Origin of the sequence: Pseudomonas cuatrocienegasensis (genome assembly GCF_900110925.1) — a bacterium.
Classification (GTDB): domain Bacteria; phylum Pseudomonadota; class Gammaproteobacteria; order Pseudomonadales; family Pseudomonadaceae; genus Aquipseudomonas; species Aquipseudomonas cuatrocienegasensis.
On the sequence record NZ_FOFP01000003.1, the window covers coordinates 414,761 to 432,095 of the forward strand.

Genomic DNA, 17,335 nt, shown 5'->3' on the forward strand with positions numbered 1-17,335 from the left:
CCGAACAACGCGGGACGTCACGCACACAGTATGCCGATTGTGCATGACCCAGCAAGCAACGGCATTGGCCGACATAACGGCCAAGCCCATATTCTATGGGCATCGCGGCGTTTGCCGTACTTCCCAAGAGCCCTCGCTATCATGTCCGTTGCTGCATCAACTCGCCTCGAAAAAGACCTGCTCGGCACCCTCGATGTCCCTGCTGACGCCTATTACGGCATCCAGACCCTGCGCGCCGTGCAGAACTTCCGCCTGTCCGGCGTGCCGCTGTCGCACTACCCGAAACTGGTAATCGGCCTGGCGATGGTCAAGCAGGCCTCGGCCGATGCCAACCGCGAGTTGGGCCATCTGAGCGCGGCCAAGCACACGGCGATCAGCACCGCCTGTGCACGCATCATTCAGGGCGAGTTCCACGACCAGTTCGTGGTCGACATGATCCAGGGCGGCGCCGGCACCTCGACCAACATGAACGCCAACGAGGTGATCGCCAACATCGCCCTGGAGGCCATGGGCTTCGAGAAAGGTGACTACAAGCACCTGCACCCGAACAACGACGTGAACATGGCGCAGTCGACCAATGACGCCTACCCGACGGCCATTCGCCTGGGCCTGCTGCTCGGCCACGAAAGCCTGCTGACCGCCCTGGACAAGCTGATCCAGTCACTGGCGGCCAAGGGCCTGGCCTTCGGCCACGTGCTGAAAATGGGCCGCACCCAGTTGCAGGACGCTGTGCCCATGACCCTGGGCCAGGAATTTCGCGCCTTCGCCGTGACCCTGGGCGAAGACCTGCAGCACCTGAAGAAATTTGCCCCGACCCTGCTCACCGAGGTCAACCTGGGCGGCACCGCGATCGGCACCGGGATCAACGCCGACCCGGCTTACCAATACCTGGCGGTCAAACGCCTGGCGATCATCAGCGGCCACCCGCTGACCCCGGCCGCCGACCTGATCGAAGCCACCAGCGACATGGGCGCCTTCGTGCTGTTCTCCGGCATGCTCAAGCGCACCGCGGTCAAGCTGTCGAAGATCTGCAACGACCTGCGCCTGCTCTCCAGCGGCCCGCGCACCGGGATCAACGAAATCAACCTGCCGGCGCGCCAGCCGGGCAGCTCGATCATGCCCGGCAAGGTCAACCCGGTGATCCCGGAAGCGGTCAACCAGGTGGCCTTCGAGGTGATCGGCAACGACCTGGCGCTGACCATGGCCGCCGAAGGTGGCCAGCTGCAGCTCAACGTCATGGAGCCGCTGATCGCCTACAAGATCTTCGACTCGATCCGCCTGCTGACCCGCGCCATGGATATGCTGCGCGAGCTGTGCATCGACGGCATCACCGCCAACGAAGCCCATTGCCGCGCCCTGATGGAAAACTCCATCGGCCTGATTACCGCGCTCAACCCCTACATCGGCTACGAAAACGCCACGCGCATCGCCAAGATCGCCCTGGACACGGGCCGCGGAGTGCTGGAGCTGGTGCGCGAGGAGCAACTGCTTGACGAAGCCACGCTGGCCGATATCCTGCGCCCCGAAAATATGATCGCGCCACGTCTGGTGCCGCTGCAGGACTGATCCACCGCCTTACCCGCGCCGCCTCCCCGAGAGCGGCGCTTTCATTTGTGCCCTCGCCTGCCGGGCACCACCCGAAAAGGCCGCCATCGCGGTCATCACAAAAACGACAATCCAGGTGAAATTCATGAGTCAGAGCCCCACCCGTTCCCGCCGCTTTCTAGGGGGCATGCCCCTCTGGCAGCAGATCCTTATCGGCCTCGCCCTCGGCGTGCTGGTCGGCCTGCTGTTCAAGGATGTCGCACCGCTGCTCGCGCCGCTGGGCGCGCTGTTCCTCAACGCGATCAAAATGCTCATCGTGCCCCTGGTATTCGTCTCCCTGGTGGCCGGTATCACCTGCATGCAGGACACCGCCAAGCTGGGCCGCATCAGCGCCAAGACCATCGCCATCTACCTGGTCACCACCGCGTTTGCGGTGAGCATCGGCCTGCTGTTCGGCGCCCTGTTCACCCCAGGCGAAGGCATGAATATGGTCGCCAGCGCCACCACCGAGGCCAAGCAGGCGCCGTCTCTGATGCAGATCCTCGTCGGCCTGGTGCCGGCCAACCCGGTGGCCGCGTTCGCCGAAGGCAACATCCTGCAGATCATCGTGTTCGCCATCGCCCTGGGCGTGAGCATGAACCTGGTCGGGGAAAAAGCCGCGCCGGCGGTCAAGCTGTTCAACAGCCTGGCCGAGGTTTTCTACAAGCTCACCGACCTGGTGATGCGCTTCGCACCGATTGGCGTATTCGCGCTGATCGCCGGTGTGGTCTCAGCCCACGGCATTGAAGTGCTGCTGCCACTGGCCGGGGTTATCGGCGTCATCTACCTGGCGAGCATCGCCCACCTGCTGCTGGTCTACGGCGGCCTGCTCGGCCTGTTTGCCCGGCTCAGCCCGCTGCGCTTCTTCCAGAGCATCGCCCCGGCGCTGGCCGTGGCATTCAGCACCTCGAGCAGCTCGGGCACCCTGCCGGTTTCCATCGAATGTGCACGCAAGAACCTTGGCGTGTCCGAAGGCGTGGCCGGCTTCGTGCTGCCGGTGGGCGCGACCATCAACATGGACGGCACCGCGATCTACCAGGGCGTGCTGGCGCTGTTTATTGCCCAGGCGTTCGGTATTGACCTCAGCGCCGGCCAGTACCTGATGATCATCCTCACCGCCACCCTGGCTTCAATCGGCACCGCTGGCGTACCCGGCGCAGGCCTGATCATGCTCGGCCTGGTGCTGACCTCGGTCGGCCTGCCGCTCGAAGGCGTGGCGCTGATCGCCGGTATCGACCGCATCCTCGACATGGCCCGCACCACGGTCAACGTCGCCGGCGACCTGATGACCACCACCCTGGTCGGCAGCAGCGAGAACGAGCTGGACCGCGACATCTACAACAGCAGCAACAAGGAATAAACCCGCCTCGGCGGTACCCAAAGGGATGGCCACGGCCATCCCTTTTTGCATGGGCTTAGGCCGAGTGTGGGAGGCGCTTCAGCGGCGACCTATCCACATCCGCAGGTCGCCGCTGAAGCCCCTCCTACCTGGAGATTGATCGTTCCCACGCAGAGCGTAGCCATCGAACTGCCGCGCTTAAAGGTGCGGCAGTTAGGAATACTATTGCCAGTTGCTGGCAATCACTGCATTCAACGACGTTTGATAGTTCTTCGGCAACGAAGTCTCACCTGGTGCAGGTGGCGAGAAAGCGGCCATGGCGCTCACCAGTTGATCGACCTGATTGTCCAACAGGACTTTGCCATCGGCGGTACGGAATTGCTCGATGTGCTGGGCTTTCTCCCAACTGTCTGAGCTCCAGAAAGACCAACTGGAGATCGTGACTTTATCGGCAGTACCAATGACACTCACCTCCAGGTCCCAGCCGCTCTTGCTGAACCAGAGTTGATTGGCGGAAATACCGGCACCGAACTGCAATACATCGGTGTTGGCGTCCGGGTCGAAATCGTCAATATCATCCTGGCCATCCCCACGCTCGTATCGATAAAGATCATTACCGCGACTCCCACTCAACTGATCATTGCCTGCTCCACCTATCAGGGTGTCGGAGCCTGCATCACCATACAACCGGTCATCGCCTGCCCCACCCAGCAAGGTATCCGAACCGTCGCCACCGTTCAGCTCATCGGCCCCGTTGCCACCCGACAGCCTGTCGTTACCGCCCAACCCGTAAAGTGTGTCATCGCCGTCAAGGCCACTTAACGAGTCGGCCAGTGCATCCTCACCAAACAATGTATCGCTACCCGAGGTAGCAGTGCCCTTGGTCATGCGCTTGATGGTGTCGGTATTCCAGAGGGTTCCGTCGTCGAATTGGATCTGCTCGATCCGCTGCGCGCTGTTGGAGAACCAACTGTAAGCGGTCAGCTTGTCGGTTGTGCCTGCAATGCCCAAATAGAGGTGGCTGGCGTCACGACTGAGTTGGATATCGGACGGTTTCAGACCTGCGGCTACCTTGATCGTATCGAGGTTACCCACCGAAGAGTCGTAGTCACTTATCCAATCCTGCCCAACCCCGCGGTAGAACAGATAGGTATCGTTACCGGCATTACCGTAAAGGGAGTCCTTGCCGGCACCACCATCGAGCGTGTCCATACCCGCGCCACCAAACAGTTTGTCGTTGCCGGAGCCGCCATTCAGTGTGTCATTGCCCGACAGTCCGTAGAGCGAATCATCACCCCCCAAGCCGTTGAGGGTATCGGCACTGGACTCGTCGCCGTACAAAACATCGTTGCCCTCACTCGCCACGCCCTTGGACAGGGTCTTCAGCGTTGCCACGTCCCAGAGTGTGCCATCGGCGAACTGAACCTGTTCGATCTGCGAGTCAGTGGAATAGAACCAGTTGCGAATGATCAGCTTGTCGGACGTGCCGAGGATCGCAAGCTCGAGATTGCCATCCACTCGAGAAGCCTTGATATCACCTGGGCTGATCCCCTGTGCCAACTTGATCACGTCAAGATTGCCCCTGGTCCAGTCGCGATCGGAAATCACGTCCTGGCCACCACCGCGCTGGAAGAGATAGATGTCATTGCCGGAACCGCCGTACAGCGAGTCATTGCCCGCCCCACCATCCAGCGTATCCCGCCCCATTCCACCATCAAGCGTATCCTCGCCCGCTCCGCCGTTGAGCACATCGTTACCGGCCAGGCCAGACAACTTGTCATTACCGTCAAGCCCGTCCAACCGATCATTGGCTTCGTCGCCGTACAGCGTATCGGCTCCATTGGTTGCCACCTCAAACGACAGACGCTTGAGATCACTGAGAGACCAGACGGTCCCGTCAGCAAACTCGACTCGTTCAACCTGGTAGTTGGTGTCGGTGTAGCTGTAGATCGTCATCCGGTCGGTGGTGTTTTTAATGGCGAGGTAAACATCGCGCCCCTCGCGCTTGACCATGACATCGCCGGGTTTAATGTCGGCGGCGACCTTGATCGTATCGCTGTTTCCGGCGGTCGAATCGAACTCGCTGATCGTGTCCTGACCCATGCCCCTGTAGAACAGATAGGTATCGTTGCCTGCGTCCCCCGACAATTGATCGTTGCCGATACCGCCATCGAGGCGATCATTGCCGTTATTGCCGCTCAGATAATCGTTACCCGCCCCCCCATTGAGGATGTCATTGCCATCCCCGCCTCCCAGCGAGTCGTTACCGGCGCCGCCTTCCAGCCTGTCGTCACCTGCGTCGCCGTAGACCTTGTCGTTCCCCTCCAGCCCATCGAGGACATCGGCGCCGATGTCGCCGAACAAGGTATCGGCAGCGTTGCTGGCGACGCCTTTGGTCATTTGCTTGAGGGCATCGATCCCCCAGACCGTTCCATCGGCGAACTCGACGCGCTCCACGATGTAATTCGAACGATTGAAGAAGGTGATCGACAATTTATCGGTCGTACCTTTGATCGCCAGCGTGAGGTAAGTCTGGTCCCGGCTGACGATCACATCGGCAGGGGCAATATCAGCCGCGACCTGGATGGTGTCGATGTTGCCAACCGTCCAGTCAAAATCGGTGACGCTGTCCTGGCCCATACCCCGGTAGAACCGATAGGTGTCATTGCCGAAATCGCCACGCAGACTGTCATTACCGGCACCACCGTCCAAGGTATCGTTACCGTCCCCACCGTAAATCCAGTCGGCGCCATCGCCGCCGTTCAGCACATCGTTTCCATCCCGACCGTAAATCGAGTCGTTACCGCCCAGCCCGTTGATGACGTTGTCCGAGGCATCGCCGTTGAGTCTATCGGCAGCCGCGGTGCCATTGGTGACGGCTTGGGCATTGACCACGATATCGAACACGTCACTTGCCACGGCTGCAGACAGGTCCACGGCTGAAACCTTGACCGAGACGGTTCCGGTCTGCGTGGGCGTGCCGCTGAAGGTTCGAGTGGCCGCATCGAAGACCAGCCACGCAGGAAGCGCCGAACCGTTGGCCAATGTCGCCTGGTAGCTCAGCCGGTCCCCGGCATCGCTATCCGTGAACGTGGTTGTCGGCAGCGCGAATGTCAAAGGCGCTCCCTCGACGACGGCTTGGTCGGCAATGGCCTTGACCAAGACCGGTGCATCGTTGGTATTACTGACCTGGACTTCAAAGCTATCGCTGACAGACAACCCCGCCTTGTCGGTTGCCGTGACTCGGATCGCCATATTACCCACCGCGTCATTATTGGGCGTACCGCTGAACGTGCGAGTCTTGGCATCAAAACTCAACCAGGCAGGCAATGGCTTGCCGTCGGCAAGGGTTGCGCTCAGCTGGAGAGTATCGCCCGTGTCCGCATCGACAAAGGCATTGGCCGCGAGCGTCAGGACAAAAGCGCTGTCCTCAGCAGCCTTCTGGTCGGCAATCACTGTCGATAGGGTTGGCGCGCGATTGATTAGCGTAGACAGCGTCGCGGTATTCCAGACCGTCCCGTTGGCGAACTCGATACGCTCGATGCTATGACCGCGAGCGGCCGTCCAGCCGGAGATGATTTGCTGGCCGTCATTCAGGCGCAGCAGCATGCCCTGGGCGGAATGGTCGACAGCGACATCGCTTTCCTTGATACCCGCTTCGAACACAATGGTGTCAATACCGCCAGCCGCCTCCAGGTCTTCATTGATGTGATCCTGACCCTGGCCAACGCCGAATACGTAGCGGTCGTCCCCCCTGCCACCTTGCAGGAAGTCATTGCCCGCAGCCCCATACAAACGGTTATTGCGCTCGTTGCCGATCAGTTCATTCGCCAGCTCGTTACCGCTGGCATTCAAGGCAGAACCGGACAAGGTCAATGCCTCGACATTGGCCGCCAGGGTGTAGTCGAGGGTGGAAATAACCGTGTCATTACCACCATTGAGATCCTCCACGACTGCGTCACCGGCGTTATCCACGAAGTAAGTGTCGTTCCCCAGGCCGCCGCTCATCCGGTCTGCGCCTTGGCCGCCGTCGAGACGGTTATCGGCGACGTTGCCACGCAAGATATTGTTGGCCGCGTTGCCCGTGGCATTGATCGCCGCGGTACCGGTCAGGCTCAGGTTTTCCAGGTGGTTGGCCAGCGTAAAGGAGACCGCGGAATTGACGGTATCGGTGCCCGCGCCTTCGGATTCGACGATCCGGTCGGAACCGTCATCCACCCCATAGGTATCGTCGCCCAAACCACCGATCATCACGTCGGAGCCGCCGGCGCCATTGAGGATGTTGTTTGCACTGTTGCCAACCAAACGGTTGGAGAGCTCATTACCGGTGCCATTGATGGCGGCACTGCCCAGCAACTGCAGAGACTCCACCTCATTGGCCAGGACATGGCTGACGCTGGACTTGACCACGTCATAGCCTCCGCCTACGACTTCCTTGATGACATCCCCTGCGTTATCGACGATGTAGGTATCGTCCCCCATTCGCCCTTCAAGGACATCGGCGCCTGCGCCACCGTCGAGCGTGTTGCCTCCGGCATCGCCGACCAACAGATCATTCGCACCGGTACCGCTCAGCAGCACCTTGGGTTGTGTGACCGCTTGGCCGAAAATGAAATTGGCCGCCGAGAGCTGGCCGGCAGTCACGCCTTTAAGCGTGATGTACTGAGTACCGCTGGCCATCGTGCCCAACCAGACCCTCAGATATTGCTCACCATCGACCGTCACGGTGCTGAAGTTCAACTCAGCAAAGCTGTGTACCGCACGAATCTGCGAAAGATCGATTTTCTCGTTGGGATTGGCGATTTCGAAGTCGTCGATCAGGTTACCCATGACTCCCTGCGAGGCACAGGCCAGAAGGTCTTCGACCAGCACAAAGCGGTCATTACCGGCACCGCCCGCAACAGAGGCACCGGTGTGCGTGGCGGCCCCGCTCAGGTTGATATTCGGTGAGAGCAAGGTGGTGAAGGCATGGTCCTCGATGGCCTGGTCACCCTCTAGGTAGAGCACATCGTTACCGGCGTCACCTCCCAGGTAATCCAGCCCGATATCGCCACGCAATACATCATCGCCAGCGCCACCACGGATGACATCGTAGCCTTCGCCTCCGCTGATAATGTCATTGCCACCTACGGTCGAGGCCGTCGAAGACTCTCCAACCAGTACATCGTCACCCTGGCCACCCACGATCGTATCGGCACCGGTGCCGCCAAACACGCGTTCGCCGCTATCGTTGGTCCAATACAGGAAGCCACCGGTCACATCCGGCAAATTGCGCTCGGTATTGGCACCGCTGACGCCGAAACCGTAACCCGAGGCCTGCGCCAACTGACTCAGGCGCACACCGTCCGGAATATTGACGAAATTACGTAGCGTCAAGCCTTCGGACTGAACGTTCTTGAGTAGCAGAACTTGCCCATCCGCGAGGCTCAACCGAGTATCGGCGCCTTGCTGGGTAATGGTCGCTGCCGTATAGACCTCGGCATCAAAGCCGGACAGCACGATTCGATCGGTATCGATCACGAAATCAGTGATGGTGTCGATGTCTCCCGCGGCCTGGTCGATCACGAAATAATCCGTGCCAGCGCCGCCGGTCAAGGTGTCGCTGCCCTTGCCGCCGATGAGCGTGTCGACGCCGGCACCACCCGCCAGCACATCACCACCACGACCACCGGAGAGCTGGTTGTCCGCAGCGTTACCAATCAACGTGTCGGCGAACTCACCCCCGATCAGGTTCTCGATCTGCGCGGCATGGGTGATCGCCAAACGAGCGCCGGCCAGGGTGGCCTCGCCTTTGGACAAATCGATCACACTGGCGCTGGAGATTGCCGCCGCGTTGATCGTGTCCTGGCCACCGTCGGTGTCGTTAAGCGCATTGCGCCCGCCCGAAGCGGCCAGTTGGGCGTACTCGTTGGTGTACACATACTGGTCGTCAATAGTGTCGCCCTTGCCGTAGACATTCAGACTCCAACTGTTGAGCGTCCCGGTATCGCCGGTCACGCTGTCGATCACTTGCAGCGTCCAGTTTCCTTGCACCGCCTCGCCACGCAGCAGAGCCGTGCCAAAGACATAGTTCAAGGTGTTCTGACCGTTAAAATCGGCATTCCCACGATCAGTCGCCGCGCTGCCCGGGGCTTTGCCCGGACGATTCATCAGGATGGATTCAGTTCCCGACGGCGAGATCAGCTTGAGAATCAGGTCCCCTGGCCGCGCATGGCTCAGGTTGACCTTGACCTCGACATGCTCGGCCAGAATGTCGACGGCACCCATCGTCAGCGAATGGCTGATGCCCGCGCCCTGTCCGTCGGTAATCGCGCGGTTGAGCGCGCCGGACTCCAGCGGGCTCGTCAGGCGGAACTCGTTACCCAGTGTCTGCTGGGTGTTCCAGGTTTCCGCCAAACGCACGGCGGCACGGGCATCGACCTCGCCATAACCGTAGTCGTGGCTGACGTGCATGCCGCCGCCGTTCCAATTCTCGCTACCGTTGGTCTGCCACGAGGTCGTGGGGTCGTTTACCTTGCGGGCCGAAATCGCCAGGATTTGCTGCACATCGCGATACCCCAACTCCGGGTTGGCTTCCAGCATCAAAGCCACGATGCCGGAGACGATGGGAGCTGCAAAACTGGTGCCTTGGGAAACGCTGGTATCACCACCGAACGTGGACCCGTTGTCGTTCTGCACAAGACGTGAGGTCGAGGTCACGTTGGAGCCTGGCGCACTGACCAGGATGCTGGCGCCAGGGCTGGAAAATGGCTTGTCGCCCAGCTGCAACGCCCCCAGATCGGTGATGGCGTTGATCGCGCCGACCACGATGCTGCTGCGGGTATTGGAGACGTTCGAGTAGTTGGTGTTACCGCCCTTTTCCCGATCGTTGCCGCCCGCCGTGACAATTACCGTCCCCAAACCGTGGCGTCCTTCGTCGATGGCCTGGTAATAGGCCGTCGGCAATATCCCCAGCTCGGCGGGGCTGAACTTCAGGTCGAAGTGAAAGCTGCTGCCCCAGCTGTGGTTCACCACATCGTATTCATACATGTGGGACATGGTGCTGAAGTCGTCTTTATTGACCCAGTAACCGGCCACCGTGGCGTCGTAGGCGACACCGACGCTACCCTCGCCATTGCGCGCGGCGACCATCACCCCGGCGACCAGGGTCGCGTGGTCGCTGAACTTGCCACCGCTGCCCTCGCCCGCCATCTGCCCCGGCGTGGCATTGGCCAGCCAGTTTTGGTCGATGTTGTCCTTCAGGTCGGCGTGCCGGTAATCGAGAATCTCTTTAGTTGTGCCAAAGGCGCCATTGGTCTCGAACTGCCCGATCCTCACCCCTTTACCCGTGTAGTCCTTCCATACCGGCAGGATATTGGCCTGGGACAGGTACCACTGATCGGTCACCAGCGGATCGTCGGGCAGGTCCGACGTCTTCAGATACACAGCAGCACGCATCGTCGCGCTTTCGCCGGTGCCCATATTGACGATCGTACTGGCCTCGTTGCCCTTGGCGTCGGCGACGCTGTACTTGAAGCCCATGATGCCGGTGAAAGTGGCGTCCGGCGTGAACAGCACGTCACCGGCCTGGGTCACGACAGCCTTTCCGCCCACCACATCGAACAAGCCCGTGATGTGCAACGCGTCATGCTGCCAATCGATGTCGTTCTGCAGCAATTGCTCCTTGCCGATCAGGTGCGCGCGGGTGCGCTCGAACGCCACACCGTTCTTGTCCTTGCCCAGGACATCCTTGACCAGCAGCGCATTCTCCAGCCCCTCGCTGATAGCAGTTGGAATCTCAACCAGCTTCAGGTTCTTGAAGTTGGCTTTCTCGACGTTCTGCAGGAAGTCCGTGCCATCGCGGCCTGCCACGGTATCGCTGATCCAGATGCCTTCGGCGGTTCGGGTGATGCGGTAATCGCTAAACTCGCCGGACAACTCGATGACGTCTACACCGGCGCCGCCATCAATCTGATCATCGCCGGCACCACCGGTGAGGATGTCGTCACCAACACCGCCGCCAAGGTTATCGTCATCCTGACCGCCATCGATCAAGTCATTGCCCGAACCGCCCTGAATACGGTCATTGCCGCGATGACCGCGTAATACGTCGTTGCCCGCTCCGCCTATAATCGTGTCGTTGCCGTTCTCACCCGATAGCGCGTCATTGGCTGACCCACCGATGAGTACGTCGTCGCCATCGCCACCGCGCATGTAGACCGTACTAAGCCCGCCGCCAATGAAAGTGTCGTTTCCTCGACCACCCTGGGCAATTTCAACACTGGCGTCCGCCAGATTGAGGTAAACACTATTATCGCCCAGCACCTGTACGATATCGGTGCCTTCTCCACCGTGAATATTCGCAGATAGGTCGTCCCCATCGATCAACAGAACATCGTCACCCGCGCCGCCATTGAAGGTATCACTGCCTTGACCACCGGCAAGCCAGTTGGTCTGGGCATCGCCCTGTAACACATCATTACCGGAACCACCGGTAGCGTTATTGACGCCTTTCTGGGCGACATCGATAGTTTCTCCCGTAGCCGACGAAGAAACATAACCTTTCACGGCCGAGACTTCTCCCGAACCTTGGGTCGAAACCACGGTACCTGTGCCACTTGCGGTAAAAACATGACCGTTGGGGTTAGCCAGGAAGTTCGCGGCGATGGCTTCCTTGCTGATACCGTTCTGCACGAAAGTACCGCGTGCCAGCACTTCATTGCCGTCACGCACTTCGCCACTTTGTATCTGATTACCCAGGTTGACCTGGGTAATCCCCAGATCTGCGAGTGATTTGAGTTCACTGGTTTCACCGGCATCGATCGCATCGTTACCGTTGAGATCGTTCCAGCTCTTGCCATCGTGATTGGCATCTACCCAGACCTTGACATTCGACCAGGCAGCATCCTGCTTGTCGAACACGCCATCGGCATTACTGTCTAGACTCGCAAGCGCGGCAAAGCCATTAGCGAAACGCTTTTGCCCGGCTTCGCCATTGGTACCCGCCGTCCCGCCAAAATACTCAGAAAGTGTCTCGCTAATATTGTCGATCTTGCCGTTGGTATTGCCGTCGACGACCACGATGCCATCCTCGGGGCTGACCCAACCGGTCTCTTCAAGACTACCGCCGTCGTTGTCGGCGTCGAAGAATACCGGCGACGTCAGGTAGTCGGTCAAACGTACGCCATCGCCATTGAGATCCAACACCAGCGGATCGGTTGGCAACGTCAGCCGCGCGCGGGCGTCACCGGAGTTCAACAGGGCTCCTAGGGCACTGCCGTAGGAAATGCCTTGGCTAGCGTTACGCAGGCTGAAATCAAAAACCTCTTTTACAGTATTACCATTACCAGGCCGATAACCGTCGGCTAATATTTGTGTGGCTGCAGCAGTGAAAGTGTTATTTATCCAACCATTACTATGCTGATTAAGATTTAATTTATTTGGATCATATCCAATATGCCAGCTGGCATTTCCCAGGACCATTCCGTTCCTGATCTGCGCTTCCTCCACGTCCTTATCACTAGGACTTTTTTCCGCCAAAACTGATACATTGTTAATATTTAGCTCGAAAAAATTGGCTCCACTCTGAGCGCCCACAGCATTAAAAGCACTAGACCAATCAAACGTTCCCAAAGGAGTAGACCTGATAGCATCAATTACACCCTCTGGAAGCGCCAAGTTATTAATACCAGGTTCAATTAGCCCAGAGAAATTAGTAACCGGCAGAGACATTAGCTCCCCAAAAGTGGCAAACATTGAATTACTATTCACTGTCGCCGAAAAGACATTTACTCCACCCACAGGATAGTCAAGATCCTGCCTATTTATTACATCGATTGCTCGAACAGCGGTTGCCCACCGGGCAAATACATCGGCCGAATCCCCTGAATATACGACTTTACTTCTTTGCCCCTCTTTAACGTACCCGCTCCTTGCGAATTTTTCCTGAGGAATACCAATAGCACTTGCCTGACTACCATCGACGTAGCTCCATGCCCTCAAAGAGTGGCGATCTGATGTCCCAATTGCTACTGGCTGCCCTGTGTCCCTTTCCGTTGCCAGACCATGCAACTCTGCAATAATTTTTCCATCGGGGTCTCGCATAACCCAATAGTTATGACTCCAACCCCCGAGAATATTCAACGAGCGTGCTTCAATGCTGTACTTATCCACTCAAAACCTCCTGTCTAATTGACCTAATAACACCTCGCGGGGGTCATTTCCCTCGAAAGGTAATATGTAGTCATCTGCGATGAATCCTTTGATGTGAGAGCCTGGATTCTACCGGTGGCGGGGCCTCTGCCTATCGTTTCAAGCGTTGCACTTATTCTATGAATAATTCAGGACATATCGTAGAGCTCTCAGTGCCAAACTCTAAATCCGACCAATAATCCTTACCATCACGCTCAGTCGAGAATTTAAATTTATACATGAGCTTTAATCCAGGCACACACCATGTAACCGGGTCTGAATCTGCACCAATATTTTTATATTTCCATTTCCGATCTAGCTCGCACATCAACTCCCCTGAGCCAGGCTCGTTCTTTCTACACTCTCCGCCGGCCTCAGAAAAGTAAATCCATATATAATCAATTTCTTTATTTTCAAAAAAATCTTTACCAACCACCCATCCAGCAAACTCGTCTATCACAAACCTACTATCAACAATTCCCCTAACCTTTATTATCGTCTCCGTAAACACATCATCTCGCATATCAGAATAATCATCACGAAGCGCAGGTACATACATGCATGAGCATAAAGTAGAAAATAAAGCTACGACTAGAATCCAGCCGCGAACTCCAGCAACCATACCTAATAAACTCACTAAAGATTCGTCCACGATTATTCATCCGCCCTTTCCGACACCCCCGGCGACAACGCAATCAGGTACTCACCCACCTGAATCCTGTTCGTCTTAAGCTGTATTCATGCGCTGTACACCAGGCCAAGTTTTTCATCTTCAATGGCATCGTTAGAAAAGCTTTGCACCACGCCGTCGACGACGCCACATTTGGTGATGCTGAACGTCTCGACCTGCACTTATTTATGTTCTAAACATCCCTACTGACTACTTATCACGGACAGGGCAGGTTCCTACATCAACCGCATCAAACTCTAATTCAGACCATGCCGTGCTATCTTTAAAACGTTCAAGAAGATGGAATTTATATGTAAAAACCATACTGGGCGTACACCACTCTCTAGGATCAGAGTACGCGCCAACATTTTTATAGCTCCACTCTCTATTTATCTTACAAAACAACACCGTGGAATCCAGATCACTCGTGTGGCATATTCCACCCGCGCTCAAAAAATAGCTTTCAAGCTGACTGACTGTCATCCAGCGAAAATACTCACTTCCAATATACCAACCACTATATTTGTCGATTAACAAATGAGGGCCATCTGCCTTTCTGACTGCCTTTACCGTCTTAGTAAATACATCATCTTTCAGCATTGAAAAATCATCACGCAGCACCGGAAAATACATACATGAAGATATAAAACAAGCCATCAGCCCCACAAAGCATCGCCTACACATCTGATATCTCCACATCTAATAATACTTATGCGCACCAAACTAAGAAATAAATTACCACCTACCCACGAAGCACACTCCTGACACATTATCGCCTTACCCAGACAGTATCGAAAATTAACTTAACAGTGCGAAGTTACCGGCATGAAAGCTCGACAAACCAACCAACTCCGAAGACTATATATATCTCAACGCTCAGCCAAACTCTCCGCCGCATGCTGTTTAAGCGGACTCAAGAAATAATCAATCACCTTCCGCTTATCGGTCTTCACTTCCGCCCTTACTGCCATCCCCGGCGACAACGCAATCAGGTTCTCGCCCACTTGAATTGTGTTCTTCTTAAGCTGTATTCGTGCGCTGTACACCAGACCAAGCTTTTCATCTTCAATCGCATCGTTGGAGATGCTTTGCACCACACCGTCGACGACGCCGTATTTGGTGAAGCTGAAGGTCTCGACCTTGATCTCTACTTGCTGGCCGGGGCGGACAAAGCCGATGTCTTTGTTCTCCAGCATGGCTTCCACTTCCACCGGCTGGTCGCTCGGCACGATCACCATCAGCGGTTGGGCCTCGGTCACCACGCCGCCGTGGGTGTGGATGGCCAGTTGTTGCACGGTGCCGTCTACCGGGGCGGTGAGGTGCATCAGGCGGTTGCGCTGTTCGGCCTTTTTAAGCTCCTGGGCCAGCCCGGCGGCGCGTTGCTCTGCCTCATGCTGCAGGTCGAGCATGGTCCGGCGGGTTTGCGCGAGTACGCTGTTTTGTTGGCTTTCGGCGGCTTTTTTCGCGGCGCTGAGTTCGGCGATGCGCGCTTGTTGCAGGGCCAGTTCGCGCTCTTGGTCGAGGCGGGCTTGTTCCCGCTCCAGGTAGGCGTGCTTGGCGATGAACTGTTTATCCAGCAGGCGTTTGTAGTCGGCGGCCAGTTCGCGGGTGATGGGCAGGGTCTGGTTCAAGGAGGCGATGCTGGTGCGCACCGACTGGATTTCCGCGCTGCGCTGCTCGATCTCCGCGTCGCTTTGGTCGAGGGTGCTGCGCAGTTCCAGGTATTGCCCCTGCACCCAACGCTGCGCCGCCTGCTGGACCTCGGGGCTGGCGTCGGGGATCAGCGCGGCCAGGTTGGGCGGCTCGCTGCGCTGCTCGATGGCAGCGAGTAAGGCACTGGCCCGAGCCCGGTCGACCTGGGCTGCCAGCAGGTCGCTTTTCAGGCGGTCGACGTCGGCGCCGGTGATTTGCGCGTCCAGCTCGACCAGCAGTTCGCCGGCTTTGACGTGCTGGCCGTCGTAGACATGAATCGCTTTGACCACCGCCACTTCGCTGGGCTGGATGATCTTGGTCTTGCCGCTGGGGACGATCTTGCCGCTGGCGGTGGCCACCACGTCGATTTCGCCGATGCAGGCCCAGAGCAAGGTCAGGGCCGCAAACAGCATGAGGGTCCATTGGATATAGCGCGGTGCGGGGTGTACGGGTTTTTCCTGCAGCGCCAGGGCGGCAGGCAAGAACTGCACTTCATGGCTCAAGCGTGGCGGTGCATCCATGGCTTTACGCTGTTGCCAGGAATGCCGCCAGGCCTGACGGTAACGGTTGATCAGGTCGCGTTTGGCGCTCATGCGGCACCACCGTGTTGCAGGCGGTGCAGGCGCGAGTAGTGGCCGGCTTGATGGGTAAGCAGTTCGGCATGCGTACCTTGCTCGACGATCTGTCCGCGGTCCATGACCAGGATGCGGTTGGCATCGCGCACGGCAGACAGCCGATGGGCAATGATGATGACTGTGCGGCCCTTGCAGATGGCTTGCATGTTCTGCTGGATCACCCGCTCGGACTCGTAGTCCAGGGCGCTGGTCGCTTCGTCGAATATCAGGATGCGTGGGTTGCCGATCAAGGCCCGGGCGATGGCGATGCGCTGGCGCTGGCCGCCGGAGAGCGAGGCGCCGTGTTCCCCCACCACGGTGTCGTAGCCTTCCGGCAGTTCCAGGATGAACTCGTGGGCACCCGCCAGCTTGGCCGCTTGCATGACCAGCTCGATGGGCGCGCCAGGATCGGTCAGGGCAATGTTTTCGCGAATGCTACGGGCAAACAACATGTTGTCTTGCAGGACCACACCAATCTGCCGACGCAGCGAGGAGACATCGGCCAGGGCCAGGTCCATGCCATCGACCAGTACCCGGCCCCGCTCGGGGGTATAGAGGCGCTGGAGCAGGCGCGTCAGCGTGCTTTTACCCGAGCCTGAGCGACCCACGACGCCAATCACCTCCCCCGCCTGAATGCTCAGGCTGACCCCACGCAGCACCTCGGATCCATCCGGGCGATAGCGAAACTGCACCTGGTCGAACTCGACATTGCCCTTGATCGGCGGCAGCGCGCTGCGCGAGGCCTGGGAAACCTCGGTACGGGTGTTGAGGATGTCGCCCAGGCGCTGCACCGAGACGCCGGTTTGCTGGAAGTTGGTCCACAGTTGAGCCAGGCGCATGATCGGCTGCGACACCCGACCGGCGAGCATGTTGAAGGCGATCAATTGGCCTACGCTCAGGTCACCGTCGATGACCAAACGCGCCCCCAGCCAAAGGGTTACCACCGTCACCAGCTTGCCGATGAAACCAACACTTTCATTGGCCAGGTTGGACAGATTTTGCGTCTTGAAACTCGCTGCCACATAGCCGGCGAGCTGGTTATCCCACTTGCGGTTGATCTGTGGCTCGACCGCCATGGATTTGAGGGTATCGATGCCGTTGACCGTCTCCACCAGAAACGCCTGGTTCTCTGCGCCACGGGCAAAGCTCTCGTTAAGGCGCGCGCGCAGCACCGGGGTAATCAGCAGGGAAACGATGAAGTACAGCGGCAGCGACAGGATCACCACCAGGGTCAGCCAGCCGCTGTACATAAACATCACGGCGATA

General features: G+C 58.1%; 7 protein-coding genes. 2 read left to right on the forward strand and 5 right to left on the reverse strand.

The genetic code is table 11. The features are described from left to right. Positions 1-141: 141 nt before the first annotated feature. Positions 142-1,566 (forward strand): aspartate ammonia-lyase, encoded by a 1,425-nt coding sequence (locus tag BMW49_RS06940; RefSeq protein WP_069516602.1) that lies wholly within the window; start codon positions 142-144, stop codon positions 1,564-1,566. Between the two features lie 124 nt (positions 1,567-1,690). Next, complete coding sequence (locus BMW49_RS06945) at positions 1,691-2,944, forward strand: dicarboxylate/amino acid:cation symporter (RefSeq protein ID WP_069516603.1); 1,254 nt, start codon at positions 1,691-1,693, stop codon at positions 2,942-2,944. A gap of 201 nt (positions 2,945-3,145) precedes the next feature. On the opposite strand, the gene BMW49_RS06950 is transcribed toward BMW49_RS06945, so the two are convergent. The 5 genes from BMW49_RS06950 to BMW49_RS06965 all read right to left on the reverse strand — a co-directional run. Then, positions 3,146-12,412 carry a calcium-binding protein gene (locus BMW49_RS06950; RefSeq protein WP_167362783.1) on the reverse strand — a complete coding sequence of 3,089 codons (9,267 nt, stop codon included), beginning with the start codon at positions 12,410-12,412 and terminating at the stop codon, positions 3,146-3,148. An 814-nt stretch (positions 12,413-13,226) separates the two neighbouring features. Next, the gene (locus BMW49_RS06955; protein ID WP_139133790.1) at positions 13,227-13,745 is read right to left on the reverse strand and encodes a hypothetical protein; all 519 of its coding nucleotides are present in this window, start codon (positions 13,743-13,745) and stop codon (positions 13,227-13,229) included. A gap of 228 nt (positions 13,746-13,973) precedes the next feature. Beyond that, the gene (locus tag BMW49_RS24470; RefSeq protein WP_139133791.1) at positions 13,974-14,363 is read right to left on the reverse strand and encodes a hypothetical protein; all 390 of its coding nucleotides are present in this window, start codon (positions 14,361-14,363) and stop codon (positions 13,974-13,976) included. Positions 14,364-14,632: 269 nt separating this feature from the next. Then, positions 14,633-16,048, reverse strand: coding sequence for an HlyD family type I secretion periplasmic adaptor subunit (locus BMW49_RS06960; protein ID WP_090390871.1), 1,416 nt, complete (start codon positions 16,046-16,048; stop codon positions 14,633-14,635). Then, the coding region (locus BMW49_RS06965) for an ATP-binding cassette domain-containing protein (RefSeq protein WP_090390874.1) at positions 16,045-17,335 on the reverse strand (1,291 nt) is incomplete at its 5' end. The genes BMW49_RS06965 and BMW49_RS06960, both read right to left, overlap by 4 nt.

What these genes read in the sequence shown, in the direction of transcription:
- BMW49_RS06940 (WP_069516602.1), top strand. Translation starts at nt 142, where the DNA reads ATGTCCGTTGCTGCATCAACTCGCCTCGAAAAAGACCTGCTCGGCACC.
- BMW49_RS06945 (WP_069516603.1), top strand. Translation starts at nt 1,691, where the DNA reads ATGAGTCAGAGCCCCACCCGTTCCCGCCGCTTTCTAGGGGGCATGCCC.
- BMW49_RS24470 (WP_139133791.1), bottom strand. Translation starts at nt 14,363, where the DNA reads ATGCTGAAAGATGATGTATTTACTAAGACGGTAAAGGCAGTCAGAAAG.
- BMW49_RS06960 (WP_090390871.1), bottom strand. Translation starts at nt 16,048, where the DNA reads ATGAGCGCCAAACGCGACCTGATCAACCGTTACCGTCAGGCCTGGCGG.